Genomic DNA, 13940 nt, shown 5'->3' with positions numbered 1-13940 from the left:
CGCCGGTATCGCGCGGCGTGACGCGGCGCGTCAGAGCGGCCCCGGCTGGGACGGCGAGCTGTGGGCGGTGCGCTCGGGAATGCGCGCTCAGAACGGTGGCGGTGGCGGTGGCGGTGGGCCGGGAAGCGCACCGTCGGCCGCGGGAGCGAATGCGACTAGCGCTGGTGGTGCGTCTTCGCGGTAGACCCGCCCCGTGGGGGAGGTCCACACGAGCAGTCCTCCTGCCAGCTGTCGGACGCGCCAGCGGGTGTGGTGTTTGACGTCGTGATGTCTCTTGCAGAGGTGGGCGAGGTTGCACACGTGGGTGGGTCCGCCGTCGGATGCCGCGTGGGTGTGGTCTATTTCGCATCTGATGGCGGGTTGCCGGCATCCGGGGAATCGGCAGTGCCGGTCCCTCGCCCGGAGCAGTCGCCGCATGGCGGCGGTGGGTTGGTAGGTGTCGCATTCCAGGACGGTTCCGGTGACGGGGTGGGTGAGGAGTCGGTCCCAGGCGGTGTTGTCGCCGGCGAGTTGCCGGGCGGTGGCTGCGTCGATGGGGGAGCGTCCGACGAGGTCGGCGGGCCCGTCGTCCTGGCCGGTGAAAGTGAGTGCCGAGACGACGACCTGTACCTTCGCGCGGATCGCCCCGAGCGCACCGTTGCCGTCCCCGTCAGCGGTGGGGTCGAGCGCGGGTGCCCCGGCGAGGAGGAGGTCGGCGAACACGTCGGCGCGGATCTGGTCGATCGTGCGGGTGTCGCCCGAGAACGACGAGCCGTGCGGCGCGTCTGCGTCTGCGTCGGCCGCGCCGCCCGCGCCCGCTTCGCCCGCTTCGCCCGCTTCGCCCGCGTCGCCCGCGTCGCCCGCGTCCGCTCCGGCCGCGTCGGCCTGCGGGCGGGCGTCGATGATCTCGCGTGCCTGCGGCGTGAGCCGGTCGACCACGCCTTCGGCGATTGCGGTCGGGAGTGTCGCGATCAGGTCCGACATCCCGTCCGCCCCCGCCTGCACGCGCACGCACCGCCCCGCCGCGGCCGCTTCGTGCCGTTCGCTGAACGAGCGCGGATGCAGTCTCTCCGCGAGATGCACCAGCGCATCTCGCACCCGGTTCGGCGCCTCACCCTCACACCGTTCGATCGCGACCCGCTCGAACTCGCCTCGCACCTCGGCGGGCACGACGCATCCGGTGTCCTGGATGACTCGCACGTGCCCCCGCGTGATGCGTCCCGCTTCCCACGCCTCCATCGTCACCGGGTAGTTCTCGACGAGGTCTCGCGCTTCGTCTATGCGTCGTTGCAGCGTCCGGTCCGTCGTGACGAACACCCCCGCGAGCTCGGCCGCGATGCTCCGCAGCGCCATCTCGCGGGCCGTGATCCGCTCGTCATCCCTCGCCGCCTGCTGCTCCGCCAGCCGCCCCGCCGCGGCGAGCACGCGCACCTCGTGGATCTGCGCGGCGCGCGCGGCATCCGTCACCCGCTCGGCGTCGGCGACGAGTTCCGCGAGCGCGGCGACGTCAGCGTCGCTCCCGACCCCGCTACCAACTCCATCATTCGAAGACATGTTCGAATGATGTCACTGACCTCCGACATCCCGCCTCGCGGGCGGGGCCGAAAGCCGTCGGCTCAGCCGAAGACGTGGAGTCCGAGGTCGGCGCTCAGGGTCTCGGCGGTGATCCGTCCGCGCACGCTCGTGCCCTGCTCGTCGAGCGGCGGACTCACGACCGCGGCACCCACCGTGCCGGGGGCCGACAGCACGATGGCTCCCGAGACGCTCGACTTCGCCGGAACGCCGACAGCCCGCATCCACCGGCCGGAGCCGTCGTAGACGCCGCAGGTCGCCATGACCGCGACGACGTCGCGGGCGATCTCGGGTGACACCACACGTTCGCCCGTGATCGGGTTCACGCCGCCGAACGCCAGCGTCGCGCCCATGACGGCCATGGTCTCGACGTCGACGGTGACGGCGCACGCCCGTGCGTAGACCGCGACGGCGTCATCCGCCGAATCGTCCAGGGTCCCTTCGGCGCGCATGAGGTGCGCCAGCGCGTGGTTGCGGTCACCCAGCAGATGCTCGCTGTGCGCAACGTCATCGTCGACGGTCAGCGTGCGTCCGGCGAATCGCGACAGGCCGTCGCGGATGCGCTCGGCCCGGGCCTCCGGGTCGTCGCCGTCGACCAGCGCGCAGGTCAGGATAGCTCCGGCGTTGACCATCGGGTTCGGCGGACGCCCCGTGTCGCTCTCGAGCTTGATCGCGTCGAACGCCTCGCCGGTCGGCTCGATGCCCACCCGATCGAGCGCGCCGCCGTCGGTGTCGGCGAGGGCGAGGGCGAACAGGAACGGCTTGACGGCCGATTGGATGCTGAACGGCGCCCGGGCATCGCCGCTCGACCTCACCGTGCCGTCCGGTAGTGCGAGAGCGATGCCGAAGAGATCGGGGTCGGCCTCGGCCAATTGGGGGATGCTGTCGGCGCGGGTCCCCGCGCTCTCGGGCAGCACGCGCTCGCGCAGCGCGTCGAGGTCGTAGTCCTGCAGCGTGCGCGTGGCGCTCATGCGCTCAGGCGTCCAGATCGTCGACGCCGGGCAACCACGCGTTGCCGGGGCGCCCCCAGCCGCGCTTGCGCGCGATCTTCTGCGTGGTTTTCCAATCGGAGTCGTCGAGACGATCGATGTAGAGCACGCCATCGAGGTGGTCGAACTCGTGCTGCATGATGCGAGCGCGCCAGCCGTCGACGCGCAGCTCGACGGGCGAGCCCGCGAGGTCGATGCCGGTGACGAGCGCCTCGTCGGACCGACGCAGCGGGAACCGTTCACCCGGGAACGACAGGCACCCCTCCGACTCCTCATCCGGGTCGGGCGCGCCGGGCTCGAGCGGACGGATCCAGAGCTCGGGGTTGATGATCTCGCCGCGCCAAGGATTGCCGTCGTCATCCTGGTAGGTGTAGACGTAGATCCGCAGCCCCACGCCCACCTGGGGGGCCGCGAGACCCACCCCCGGAGCGGCATCCATCGTCTCGTACATGTCGGCGACGAGCTGACGGATGTCGTCGGTGATCTCGGAGACGGGAGCGGCGGGGGCGTGGAGGACGGGATCGCCCATGATGCGAATCGGAAGAACGGGCACGTTTCGAGCCTAATCGAGCGGTCTTCGACGTTAGGGTCAAGAGGTGATTCCGTTTGTCGCGTCCCTCGATGACGTCACCGATCAGCTGATCGGCGTCTTCCGCGAACCCAGAATCCTCATCGGCATCCCTCTCGCCCTCCTCGGCGCCGTCTTCATGTCGTTCGGAGCGCTGTACCAGCACCGCGGGGTGCAGAAGGTGGAGCGACTCACGAACTCGTCCGGCAGCGCCGGACTGAGCGGCGCACAGCTGTTCAGCCTGCTGAAGCGACCCTCGTGGGTGGTCGGCACGGTCATGCTCGGACTCGCGATCGTGTGCCAGCTCGCCGCGCTCACGTTCGCGCCGCTGATCCTCGTGCAGCCGCTCGGCGCGATCTCGCTCGTCATCACGACTCTGCTGAACGCGCGCATCACGGGCGTGAAGCCGACGCGGCGCTCGGTACGGTCCATCATCCTGTGCGTCGGCGGCATCCTGGCGTTCGTGACGGTGGCAGCCCTGGTGGCGACCGAGGAGCCGATCGACCAGACGCAGCTGATCACGATCCTCGCGCTGCTCGCCGGTGTGCTCCTCATCTCGGGCGCCGTGTGGATGCTTGTCCGCAAGGGCGCCAAGCCGCTGTTCTACATCGCGGCGTCGGGCATCATCTACGGCTTCGTCGCGACGCTCGCGAAGGTCGTCATCTCGCGGATCCAGAACGGCGACTTCGAGTGGCTGACCCTGCTCTGCCTCGTCGGGCTCATCACCGCCACGGCAGTCGGCGCCTACTTCGTGCAGACCGCATACTCCGTGGGTCCGCCTGACCTCGTCATCGCCGGCCTGACCGTGATCGACCCGATCGTCGCCGTCATCATCGGCATCGCGATCCTGCGCGAGGCCGCCACCGCACCGTGGCCCGCGTTCGTCGGCTTCATCATCGCGGGTGCCGTCGCGGTCTACGGCGTCACCTCGCTGGCGCGAAACCATCCGCAGGTCGTCCTCGACAGCCAGCAGCTGCCGATTCCACGCGGCAGCAAGGGGCGGGCCGCGGACGACTGACGTCCCCGCGCGTCCTGGCGTCACGCGATAGGCTCGAACCCCCAGGGGGCGGTGGCCAAGCTGGTCAAGGCAGCGGGCTCATAACCCGACGATCGTGGGTTCAAGTCCCACCCGCCCTACAAGCCCTCGGATCAGGTTCCCCCCTGATCCGGGGGCTTTTTTTGTGCCCTCAGGAGGCTCGGAATCCGAGTTCTGCCCACACTTTGCCCACATCTGCGGCGGCCGTCGCGCGTGCGTCGAGCTTCGTCGCCACCTCGTCGAGGTCCTCGTCGAAGAGATCGGCGTACGTGTCGAGTGTCATCGCGGCGGACTTGTGGCCGAGCATGCGCTGGATGACCTTCACGTTCGCGCCGGACGAGACGGCGAGGGATGCGGCGGTGTGCCGGAGATCGTGTGGCGTCATCCGCTCAAGGCCCGCGACGCGCAGAGCGGTGAGGAACCACGACTTCGATGTATGGGGCTGGCGGATGTAGTTCGGGCCGTCGGAGAACACCGTGTCGTCGGGGCCTTTGCCGGCGCAGAGCGCGGAGAGCGCGACGTCGAGGAACGCGGGGAACGCGACGGTGCGGCGCTCCCAGTTCTTCGGCTCACCTTCGTGGAAGATCCCGTCGATCTCGACGACAGGTCGGCGCACGTGCAGCCGTCGGCGGAGCATGTTGAGATCTCGGACGCGCAGCCCGACGGCTTCGCTCCACCGGATGCCGGAGTACGCGAGCAGCACGATCAGGGTCGACCGCATCGGGTCGGCGATCGCGGCGGCTAGGCGCATGACCTCGGCGTCGGTGAGGTAGCGGCGTGCTTTCGCGCTGCTCTTCTTCGGTAGGTTCTCGGTGCCGCGTGCGGGGTTCGTGTGGATCCGGCCGTCACGCTTCGCGTCGTCGAGGATGCCGGCCAGCACCCCGACAGCGCGGAGCACGCTCGACGCTGAGAGGGGGCGTCCGTTCGAGCGGCCACCGAGACGCGCAGCCGGAGCCTTCCCGGCGGAGAGCTGCGTGATCCACGCCTCGACGTCGGACGCCTTCACATCGACCGCGGCGACCCGACCCCACCGTGGCTCGACGTACACGCGCCAGGCGAGCTGCATCGGCTTGATGGTCGAGGGCTTGAGCCCCGACTTCTTCTCGAGCCACGTCGGACCGAGCTCCCCGATCGTCGCCTTCCCTTTGCTCGGATCGACGTACAGGCCGCTCGCTTTCGAGACGGTGACGGATGCCAGGAACAGCTCCGCGTCGCGCTTCGTCTTGAAGCCGCGCTTGTCGGTCTGCTGCTTGTCGGGCTTCCGATAGCGGACCCGGTAGCGCCGTCCTGCGGCGGTTTCGTAGGGCTTGATGGACCCGGCCATCAGGCGACGTCCTCGCGGTGCGTCCACATGCCGGCGCCCATCCGGGGCTGCACGTACACGGTGTCGCCGAGACGTTCGAGGACGTTCTGGAACGCCACGACGATGCTTCGCATGACGCCGAGGTCGACCGCGATCGCGCCCGGGTGTCCGGCATGGACGGCCTCGAGGTGACGATAGTCGTCGAGGTCGACCAGGCGCAGCGCGGCCCATTCCTCCGCGCGCCGTTCCTGCTTCGCGTGCACGGGCCCGAACTCTGTCGGGCGGTCGGCGAAGGCGGCGTGGCCGAGTTCGTGAGCGAGTACGGACCGGTGGTGCCGGGTCGACATCCCTCGGCGCAGTTGGATGAGTCGCTGGTCGTGGACGTAGCGGCCGTCGCGGTCGTCGGGGAGGTCGACGTACTCGATGCGGACGCCGATCATCTCGGCATAGTCGAGGAGCTGCTGGTCGATGGGAGTCACGGTGTCTCGGGTTCTTCGCCGGGTTCGGTCTCTCGGGGGCGGGCAGCGTCGCGCAGACCATCCTCGGTGAGGGGTGCGACACGACGTCGCGAGGCGAGGTCGATCGGCTCCGGCGCGGGCAGGTCACGCTCGATGCGCTGGACGAACTCCTCGGGGGAGTAGCCGCAAAATCGGGCGAACGCCTCGATGTCGTTCAGCGTGAAGGAGAGCACGTCAGCGAGGCGCTCGCGCACGTACTTCTCTGACTTCCCGATCTCCTTCGCGATCTGCCGCCCGGACAGACGACGGTCGCCCTGCTCCCTCCGGAACTCCCGCGACACGGCCTTCGCGAACTCGCCCGGCTCAGATTCTGCTTGTCTTCCCACGACCCCGAAGGTATCGCGCGAGACGCAAAACGTCAACGGGAGACGCATCTGCGTCTATGTGGGACAGCTTGCGTTTATCTGGTGTTGCTTCCCGCGTCTAAATAGACGCATACTGTCGGCATGAGTCAGGAACTGGTTACCTCGGGCCGCAAAGCGACGCTTGCGGACCACGTCGCGGCGAACCTCCGAGCAGAGCTCGCAGCCCGCCGCCTGAACGCGAACGACCTCGCCAAGGTGCTGAACGTCGGTGTTCGTGCGGCGTCGCGTCGCATGTCCGGCGACATCGAGCTGTCGCTCAACGAGCTGGACATCGTCTCGCGCTGGCTCGGCGTCGCGCGGTCGCAGATGATGACGGAGCGTGCGCAGGAGCACAGCATGGCGGTGGCGTCGTGAGTGCGGCCAACGTGGTGCAGCTGCACGCGAAGGGGCAACCCGCGGCATCCGGTCGGTATCTCTCGCCTGCTGAGGTCTGCGAGATGGTTCCGGGGATGACCGTCGGAACGCTCAAGGCGATGCGTGCTCGCGGCACTGGCCCCCGATTCTCGAAGCCGACCGGCACCCGCGGACACCTGACTCTCTACGCGGAGACCGACGTCGTCGCCTGGATCGAGGCCGCGAAGGTCTCCACTCGGGAGCAGCCGTGATCACCCGCGTGGTTCTCGCCGCCGCCGTCGTCCTCCTCGCCGTTCTCGTGACGCCCGAGATGCTCGAGCCCGTCGTCAACTCCGCTGACTTCATCGTCGCCCTCGCACCCCTTGCCGTCGTCGCGATCTTCGCTGCACGGCGACCCCAGACCCCCGCCGGGGACCTCGCGTCCCCCAGCGCCTCGGCTTCCCCCAACGCCGAGTCCCCGGCGGGTTCCCCCCAGTAGCGCGCACCGCAGCGCCCCACTTCCCCCCCTCATCTCGGGCGGCATCCGCCGTCACCGATGTTTCGTCGCGCCTCCGCGCATCTCCAACACCTCTCGAAAGCCCAACCATGAAGCTGTCCACTGCGTCGATCACCGACGCGAAGCACGTCCTGTTCTACTTCGGAGACGACCGACTCGGCGAGGCGCCGACGAACTTCCGGATGCGTCTGCTGCACGCCGCGATGGCGGCGACGCCGGCCGAGCGCGAGACGCTCGTGCCCGTCGCGCCCGGTCTGATCGAGGCGTTCACCGTCGCGAAGACCCACGTGAACGGGGTCGAGCAGCTGCGCTCGATCGTGAAGGCCGACCTCGACAAGCGCGACGCCGCGCTCGACCTGACGGCGGTGCGCGCATGAGCGGCATCCGTCCCGTCATCAGCGGCCGCGAGCGCAGGCTCCTCGTCGTCGCCACCGTCGCGCTCGTCGTCGCCGTCGCAGCGCTGTGCTGCGGGCTGGCGGTGATCGCATGACCGGGTTCTTCGTCGCCGGCGTCCCCGTGCAGCAGGGCTCGAAGACCGCCTTCGTGGTGGGTAAACGCGCCGTGCTCACCGACAGCAACAAGGCGCAGCTGAAGCCGTGGCGCGCCGGGGTGGCTCGCGTCGCGCAGTCGGCGTGGTGGGCCGAGCAGCCCCTCGACGGTGCCGTGCAGGTGTCAGCGGTGTTCGTGATGCCGCGCGGGAAGTCGGTCACTCGTGAGCTTCCCTCGGTGACTCCCGACCTCGACAAGCTCATCCGCGCCCTGCTCGACGGGGTCACGGACGCCGGGAACGTCTGGCGCGACGACGCGCAGGTCGTCCGCCTGGTCGTCGAGGAGGTCTACGGGCCGGAGCCCGGCGTCCATGTCGACATCGCCCCAATCCAGAGGGTCGCGGTGCTCGCGGCTCTCACCACTAACGCGGCGACCGCCGCTCTGAAAGGAATCGCATCATGACCGAGATCAAGCCCGCCGCGTTCAACCGCGCATACCCCGCCGGCGACTCGAACTCCTTCTACGGGATCGAGGACGAACTGGTCGAGCTGCCTGCAGGAGAACAGTTGATCACGATCAGCACGTGGGTCGTCGAAGACGTCCCGACGAAGCAGCGCGGGGAGCAGACCTACCCGCTGTTGAAGCAGGTACACATCGAGCTCCTGCACGTGCCGGACGCGATCACGGCAGCGCTCAAGTTGCGCGACGCCGCGTACAAGAAGCGCACCGGGCAGGACGCGCTGGCGATCGTCGACGGCGAGGACAGCGAGTGAGCGCCGTTACCCTCCCCGCCGTCCTCGCCGACCTCGAGGCCCGCGCCGGCGCATCCGACAAGAACCGTGAGGCGTGGCTCGCTGAGCGCCGCGCCGGTGTGACCGCGACGGAGATCCGCGACCTGTACCTCGGTGCGATCACGGTGCAGGACCTCGTCGACCTGAAGCTCGGGCGCAAGACCGACACCTTCACCGGCAACCGCTACACCGACTGGGGCAACGCCCGCGAGCCGATCATCGCGGCCGAGCTCGCCGGCGAGGGGTTCGTCGCCGAGTCGCGTGTCTTCCACCACCCGGAGAACTCCCGGCACCTCGCGTCGCCCGACGGCATCCGCGTCACGTGGGACGAGGAGATCGAGATCGCCGAGATCAAGACGGCGGCCTACGACCTCCCGCCCGGCTCGCCGATCCTGGCGAAGAAGGGCTACGTCCCGCAGATGCAGTGGCTGATGCACGTCACCGGTGGCGTCCGCGGGCGGCTCGCGGTCGAGGAGCGGATCGAGATGCCCGACCGGACCTTCGAGCCGGGCACGCTGCACCGCCACTGGATCGAACGCGACGACGCTCTGATCGCCGAGCTGACCGAGATCGCGGACGCCTTCCTCGCCGAGCTGGACCGTCAGCGCGAGCACGGCGCCCCGGTCATCGACGAGGACGTGGACACGCACGCCGTGAACTACCTCCGCGGCCTGGCCGCCGAGAAGGAGGGCAAGGCGCTGAAGGAGTCGGCGTACCAGGCGCTGATCGCCGCCGGCGTCTGGCAGGAGTCTCCGCTCGCCCGGGTGACCTTCACGCCGGGGAAGCCGGATACCGAGTTCGAGGACGTCGTGGTCGACCTCGACGCTGCGGCGGCCGCTCACCCGAAGGAGACGGCGGCGCTCGAGCGGGCGAAGGCCCGGGTGCTCAAGCTGCAGGCCGCATGGGACGAGCTCGCGATGCAGCACACCGTGACGCTCACGCGCACCAGCAAGGGAACAGCACCGCGGATCACTGTGACCGCGGGGAAGGGGACGAAGAAGTGAGCACCGCTCTCGCATTGCCCACGAACGGCGACCAGAACTCGTGGTCTCCGCAGGAGTCCGCGCTCGTCGAGGCGGCCGGCCTCGTCGCCGGGCACGGCAACAACCGCCACCTGGCACCGCGACCCGTCGTCGAGGCGTTTCTCGCGCACTGCCGCCGGACGGGGCTCGACCCGATCGCCCGCCAGATCTACGCGATCGAGCGTGGCGGCAAGTGGGGCATCCAGATGTCGATCGACGGCGCCCGGCTCGTCGCTGAGCGCTCGGGCGAGTACGAGGGTCAGACCGCCGCGCAGTGGACGGCGGACGGCATCACCTGGGTGGACGTGTGGCTCGACGACACCCAGCCGCCCGCAGCTGCTCGGGTCGGCGTCTACCGCCGGTCGTTCCGTGAGCCGCTTTTCGCGGTGGCGACGTTCAAGGCGTACAGCGCAGGCGGCCCGATGTGGTCGAAGATGCCGGCGCTGATGCTCGCGAAGTGCGCGGAGGCGCTGGCGCTGCGGAAGGCGTTCCCGCAGGACCTCTCCGGCCTGTACACCTCCGAGGAGATGGACCAGGCTGCGCCCACCGGCTCGCGTCCTGCAGCAGACGCTCCCGTGTCCTCGGACGCGCGCCGAGCGGGCACCCAGCCCGACAACCCGCCCACGGCCGCCGAGGTGCGCGCGCCGTCGAAGGACTGGCTCACGCCTGCGAACGCTGCGAGGTCTCGTGCCGAGCTGCGTCCCGTGTTCAACGACGCTGCGGCGGCAGGCGATCTCGACATCGCGATCGCCGACGGCCGCACGCTGAAGGAGTACCTCTGGGCGCTGCGCGAGCAGCTTCCCGAAGAGACCCCGACGGCTGAGGACATCGTCGAGGGCGAGATCGTCGAGGACGGCGAGCCCGTCAACGAGTGGCCGACCGCGACCATCCCGAACGGCGACGCAGCATGAGCGCCGAGTCCGCCCCGCTCGAGCCGTGGGTCGCGCAGTTCCTGCGCCGCGTCGGCATCGACACGCCTCAGCCCGACGTGCGCCTGCACCGACGCCTGGTCGCTGGTCTCCGAGACGTCGGCCCCGGCCGAACCCTCGGCCAGCAGCTCGCGGCCGTCCGGTACGTGGTGCGCGACGAGCACGGCATCGCGGGGCGGGCTCTGGCGCAGGCGCGCGCCGACCACGAGGAGAAGGTGCTCAACCGACGGATCGAGCTGCTGCGAGGCGAGGAGAAGATCACGGTCGCTCTCGCGAAGGACATGGCGGAAGCCGAGGCGGTCGACGAGCGCCGTGCATGGCTGGTCGCCGAGCAGGAGGAGCGCACGCTCCGGGAGTTCCTGAAGGCGATCGCCGACGACCTCGAGAACCACCGCACGGACCGCGCCGACCAGCGCGCCGGCGACCGGACCGAGGCGCAGGGCCACGGAGGCGGACTGTGAGCGCCGAGTTCAGCCCTGTCCAGGTGCAGGCCATGTTTCAGCGCGAGGGCGGCGCGTGCTTCTACTGCCGTCGCCCCCTCGCGTGGGAGCACCGTGCCGCGCCGTTCGCCGGCGGCTGGTCCGCGCATCACCGCATCGACCGCGGCAACGGCGGCCGCGGCAAGAAGGCCACGGTCACGTGCGCCGACGGCTTGATCCTCTGCGGCACCGGCACGACCGGATGTCACGGGGCGGTCAGCCACGACAAGACCCGAGCGATCGAGCTCGGCCTCAGCATCCCGCGCCTCGCGCGCGGTCCCGAGTTCGACCCGCTGAACGTGGCGGCGACTCGGAAAGACGGAACGAAGGTGGTGCTCACCGCCGACGGCGGAGCAGTGGAAGTGGAGCAGAAGACATGGGCGTGACGAGGTCACGGCTCTCGATCGATGAGCAGTTCACCGCGGTGCCGAACGAGTGGGCGCGCGATGCGCGGCTGTCTCGTCGGGCGCGGGGCCTGCTGGTTGAGGTGATGTCGCACCGCATCGGCTGGCACATCACCATCCGCTCGCTCGCTGCAGCGGGCAAGGAGGGGAAGGACGCGATTCAGTCGGCACTGCAGGAGCTGGTCGAGCACGGTTACGTCCGGCGTTCGCAGGCCCGCGCGCTGGCGGGGAAGTTCGGCGAGATCGAGTACGAGCTGTGCGACCCGCCGACCGTGTCCGGGTTTTCCGGATCCGGTTCAGCCGTGTCCGGTTCAGCCGGATCCGGTGAATCCGCCACAAAGAAGAACATCAAGTCAGAAGACCATCTGGAAGAAGACCAGCCGGAAGATCTTCTGTCGGCTCTCGCCGACGATGCGGGAGCGGTCGACTCCGTTCCTCTGCAACTCGACGCGATCTGGGAGGTATGGCCGACCTCTCGTCGGGCGACGCGGAAGGTCGCCGAGAAGTCGCTGCGCTCCGCGCTGAAGGTGGCGGACTGGACGACGATCATCGAGGCCGCGCGCGCTCACGCTGCCGTGTGGGCGACGTGGGCGCGCGTCGATCACAAGTACATCCCGCAGCTGCCGACGTGGCTCAACCAGGAGCGCTGGACGGGCGCCACACCCGAACCGCGCAACGGCAACGCTTCGACGGTTGATGCGGGCCGGCAGGCTGACGCGATCCTCGCGGCGCAGGAGCAGCAGCGTCTGGCGGTGTCCGCATGACCGCCCGGAAGGTCAACGTCCTGACCTGCGACGCCGACGGCTGCCGCGAGCAGATCGCCGCGCGCGACGCCGAGAACGCCTTCGAGCTTCGACTGCGGGCGGGCCGTGAGAACGGCTGGGTCTCGACGCCCTCGTTCGCGCAGGGCGGGCACACGGACAAGTGCAGGTGGCACGGATGAACGCCCGCGAGGTGAATGTGTTGCTCACGCAGGCGGCGCTGCTCGATGGTCGTCTCCGTCGCGACCCGCAGGAGCGCGCCGACATGGCGACCGCCTGGTCCCGGGTGCTTGCCGACGTGTCGCTTCCCGCGGGGATGGATGCGCTCGCCGCCCACTACCGGGAGGAGTCCCGTGCCGTGATGCCCGCGGACATCGTCGCCCGGGCGGGGGAGTCGGAGACGTGGAAGCCCGCGCCGAGTTCTGTCGCGCTCGCTGACGGCCCGGAATGGCTGCGGAGTAACGGGGTAGACCCCGACGAGTTCCAGCGTCGCCTGGACGCCGGGGAGCGTCCGACCCGTGTCCTGCGCGAGCTGGGGGTGATCGAGCCGTGAGCGAGATCCCCGTCCCCTACGACCTGTCGGCCGAGGCGTCCGTGCTCGGCGCGGTCATGCTGTCGACGAACGTCCTCGACGAGGTCCTGTCGATTGTCGAACCCGGCGACCTGTACGACCCGAAGCACCAGACGATCTACGCCGCGGTGCGCCGCCTGTACGAGGCCGGCTCGCCGACGGACCAGGTCGCGGTGGTCGACGAGCTGATCTCGGCCGGGCAGCTGGTCGGGTCGCTCGACGCGAACTACGTGCACGGCCTGATCGACAGCGTGCCCACGGTCTCGAACGGCGGCTACTACGCCGGCATCGTGCACGAGCACGCCGTGCGCCGCCGGCTCCTGGACGTGTCCGCGTCGATCGGTCAGCTCGCGACGAACCCCGGCATCGACGCGCTCGAGGCGATCGAGCTCGCCCGGGAGAAGGTCGACGGCATCGACGCGACGACGGCGCCGGCGGTGGAGTCGTTCGGCAGCGCCGCGTTCGCGTCGTTCGTGAACGGGCTCGGTGAGAAGCCGCGGTACGTGCCGACGCCGTGGTGGGACATCAACCAGCACCTGGGCGGGTTCCGTCCCGGCGGGCTCTACGTCGTCGGCGCGCGGCCCGGTCAGGGCAAGTCGATCGTCGGCCTGCAGGCGGCGCTGCGTCTCGCGAAGGAAGGGCCGGTCGCGTTCGTCTCGCTCGAAATGTCCCGCGACGACCTGATGGCACGTCTCGTCGCGCAGCTCGCGCAGGTGTCGCTGCACTCCCTCGTGAACCACGAGGTGTCGAGCTCCGCGTGGCAGAACATCTCGATGGTCCGCCAGCAGATCGAGCAGCTGCCGCTGTTCGTGTCGACGTCGGACGAGGTGTCGACGATCACGCAGGTGCGGGCGTTCGCTCGGACGATCGCGCGCCGCGCGCCGAAGGGGCAGAAGCTCGGCGGGATCGTCGTCGACTACCTGCAGCTGCTCACGTCGGGGGAGAAGGTCGAGTCCCGTCAGGTCGAGGTCGCGATGTTCTCGCGGTCCCTGAAGCTCCTGGCGCAGTCGCTCGGCACCCCCGTGATCGCGCTGTCGCAGCTGAACCGCGGATCCACGCAGCGCCGCACCCCGCGGCCGTCGCTCGCCGACCTGCGCGAGTCCGGCGCGATCGAGCAGGACGCCGACGCCGTGCTGCTGCTGCACCGCGACGAGAAGAACTCCCCGAACCGGCTCGACGTGGACATCGCGAAGAACCGGCAAGGGCAGCAGGGCCGCGTGTCACTGCAGTGGGAGGGCACCTTCTCCCGCGTCGTGTCCCGCGCATGGCAACCGTCGGCAACCCTGCCGGCATTCAACGAAGGAGAGAACTGAG

The 13940-nt window shown here is 69.6% G+C and carries 21 protein-coding genes and 1 tRNA gene; 16 read left to right on the top strand and 6 right to left on the bottom strand.

Annotation, left to right across the window (positions count from 1 at the left end):
- Nucleotides 1-87: 87 nt before the first annotated feature.
- The 3 genes from PUW82_RS11575 to def all read right to left on the bottom strand — a co-directional run bounded on the left by PUW82_RS11575 (nt 88) and on the right by def (nt 3093).
- Entirely contained in the window at nt 88-1533 is a 1446-nt protein-coding gene (locus PUW82_RS11575) for an HNH endonuclease signature motif containing protein (RefSeq protein ID WP_274222435.1), read from the bottom strand.
- Between the two features lie 62 nt (nt 1534-1595).
- The gene (gene glsA, locus PUW82_RS11570; protein ID WP_274222434.1) at nt 1596-2522 is read right to left on the bottom strand and encodes a glutaminase A; all 927 of its coding nucleotides are present in this window, start codon (nt 2520-2522) and stop codon (nt 1596-1598) included.
- Nucleotides 2523-2526: 4 nt separating this feature from the next.
- Nucleotides 2527-3093 (bottom strand): peptide deformylase, encoded by a 567-nt coding sequence (gene def, locus PUW82_RS11565; protein WP_274222433.1) that lies wholly within the window; start codon nt 3091-3093, stop codon nt 2527-2529.
- A 43-nt stretch (nt 3094-3136) separates the two neighbouring features.
- On the opposite strand from def, the gene PUW82_RS11560 reads away from it, so the two are divergent.
- Both PUW82_RS11560 and PUW82_RS11555 read left to right on the top strand, forming a co-directional pair.
- Nucleotides 3137-4126, top strand: coding sequence for a DMT family transporter (locus PUW82_RS11560; protein ID WP_274222432.1), 990 nt, complete (start codon nt 3137-3139; stop codon nt 4124-4126).
- Nucleotides 4127-4171: 45 nt separating this feature from the next.
- A tRNA-Ile gene (locus PUW82_RS11555) sits at nt 4172-4245 on the top strand.
- A gap of 50 nt (nt 4246-4295) precedes the next feature.
- Here PUW82_RS11555 and PUW82_RS11550 read toward each other — a convergent pair.
- The 3 genes from PUW82_RS11550 to PUW82_RS11540 are packed head-to-tail and all read right to left on the bottom strand — an operon-like array spanning nt 4296 to nt 6291.
- The gene (locus PUW82_RS11550) at nt 4296-5468 is read right to left on the bottom strand and encodes a site-specific integrase (protein WP_274222431.1); all 1173 of its coding nucleotides are present in this window, start codon (nt 5466-5468) and stop codon (nt 4296-4298) included.
- Nucleotides 5468-5926, bottom strand: coding sequence for an ImmA/IrrE family metallo-endopeptidase (locus PUW82_RS11545; RefSeq protein ID WP_274222430.1), 459 nt, complete (start codon nt 5924-5926; stop codon nt 5468-5470). The genes PUW82_RS11550 and PUW82_RS11545 overlap by 1 nt, the downstream gene beginning before the upstream one ends.
- A complete protein-coding gene (locus PUW82_RS11540; protein WP_274222429.1) occupies nt 5923-6291 on the bottom strand; it encodes a helix-turn-helix transcriptional regulator in 369 nt (122 codons plus the stop codon). Before PUW82_RS11540 ends, PUW82_RS11545 begins: the two co-directional genes overlap by 4 nt.
- Before the next feature lie 120 nt (nt 6292-6411).
- Between PUW82_RS11540 and PUW82_RS11535 the strand changes: the two genes are divergently transcribed.
- From PUW82_RS11535 to PUW82_RS11470, 14 genes are all read left to right on the top strand, one after another.
- Nucleotides 6412-6684: a hypothetical protein gene (locus PUW82_RS11535; protein WP_274222428.1), complete on the top strand. Its 273-nt coding sequence runs from the start codon at nt 6412-6414 to the stop codon at nt 6682-6684.
- Complete coding sequence (locus PUW82_RS11530; RefSeq protein WP_274222427.1) at nt 6681-6935, top strand: helix-turn-helix transcriptional regulator; 255 nt, start codon at nt 6681-6683, stop codon at nt 6933-6935. Before PUW82_RS11535 ends, PUW82_RS11530 begins: the two co-directional genes overlap by 4 nt.
- Nucleotides 6932-7162, top strand: a complete 231-nt coding sequence (locus PUW82_RS11525) for a hypothetical protein (RefSeq protein ID WP_274222426.1) — start codon at nt 6932-6934, stop codon at nt 7160-7162. Before PUW82_RS11530 ends, PUW82_RS11525 begins: the two co-directional genes overlap by 4 nt.
- A gap of 107 nt (nt 7163-7269) precedes the next feature.
- The gene (locus PUW82_RS11520; protein ID WP_274222425.1) at nt 7270-7557 is read left to right on the top strand and encodes a hypothetical protein; all 288 of its coding nucleotides are present in this window, start codon (nt 7270-7272) and stop codon (nt 7555-7557) included.
- Nucleotides 7558-7666: 109 nt separating this feature from the next.
- Nucleotides 7667-8131, top strand: coding sequence for a RusA family crossover junction endodeoxyribonuclease (locus PUW82_RS11515; RefSeq protein ID WP_274222424.1), 465 nt, complete (start codon nt 7667-7669; stop codon nt 8129-8131).
- Nucleotides 8128-8442 carry a hypothetical protein gene (locus PUW82_RS11510; RefSeq protein ID WP_274222423.1) on the top strand — a complete coding sequence of 105 codons (315 nt, stop codon included), beginning with the start codon at nt 8128-8130 and terminating at the stop codon, nt 8440-8442. The genes PUW82_RS11515 and PUW82_RS11510 overlap by 4 nt, the downstream gene beginning before the upstream one ends.
- Nucleotides 8439-9464, top strand: a complete 1026-nt coding sequence (locus PUW82_RS11505) for a YqaJ viral recombinase family protein (RefSeq protein WP_274222422.1) — start codon at nt 8439-8441, stop codon at nt 9462-9464. The genes PUW82_RS11510 and PUW82_RS11505 overlap by 4 nt, the downstream gene beginning before the upstream one ends.
- Nucleotides 9461-10393, top strand: a complete 933-nt coding sequence (gene bet, locus PUW82_RS11500; protein WP_274222421.1) for a phage recombination protein Bet — start codon at nt 9461-9463, stop codon at nt 10391-10393. Before PUW82_RS11505 ends, bet begins: the two co-directional genes overlap by 4 nt.
- Nucleotides 10390-10872, top strand: coding sequence for a hypothetical protein (locus tag PUW82_RS11495; RefSeq protein WP_274222420.1), 483 nt, complete (start codon nt 10390-10392; stop codon nt 10870-10872). The genes bet and PUW82_RS11495 overlap by 4 nt, the downstream gene beginning before the upstream one ends.
- Complete coding sequence (locus PUW82_RS11490) at nt 10869-11276, top strand: hypothetical protein (protein ID WP_274222419.1); 408 nt, start codon at nt 10869-10871, stop codon at nt 11274-11276. Before PUW82_RS11495 ends, PUW82_RS11490 begins: the two co-directional genes overlap by 4 nt.
- Nucleotides 11267-12058 carry a helix-turn-helix domain-containing protein gene (locus PUW82_RS11485; RefSeq protein ID WP_274222418.1) on the top strand — a complete coding sequence of 264 codons (792 nt, stop codon included), beginning with the start codon at nt 11267-11269 and terminating at the stop codon, nt 12056-12058. Before PUW82_RS11490 ends, PUW82_RS11485 begins: the two co-directional genes overlap by 10 nt.
- Nucleotides 12055-12237: a hypothetical protein gene (locus PUW82_RS11480; protein ID WP_274222417.1), complete on the top strand. Its 183-nt coding sequence runs from the start codon at nt 12055-12057 to the stop codon at nt 12235-12237. The genes PUW82_RS11485 and PUW82_RS11480 overlap by 4 nt, the downstream gene beginning before the upstream one ends.
- Nucleotides 12234-12608, top strand: coding sequence for a hypothetical protein (locus PUW82_RS11475; RefSeq protein WP_274222416.1), 375 nt, complete (start codon nt 12234-12236; stop codon nt 12606-12608). Before PUW82_RS11480 ends, PUW82_RS11475 begins: the two co-directional genes overlap by 4 nt.
- A complete protein-coding gene (locus tag PUW82_RS11470) occupies nt 12605-13939 on the top strand; it encodes a replicative DNA helicase (protein WP_274222415.1) in 1335 nt (444 codons plus the stop codon). Before PUW82_RS11475 ends, PUW82_RS11470 begins: the two co-directional genes overlap by 4 nt.
- The last annotated feature ends 1 nt before the right edge of the window (nt 13940 follow it).

The organism is Microbacterium thalli (genome assembly GCF_028737325.1).
Lineage (GTDB): Bacteria > Actinomycetota > Actinomycetes > Actinomycetales > Microbacteriaceae > Microbacterium > Microbacterium thalli.
Note: the sequence above shows the minus strand (reverse complement) of the source record. Positions and strands in the feature narration are given on the sequence as shown.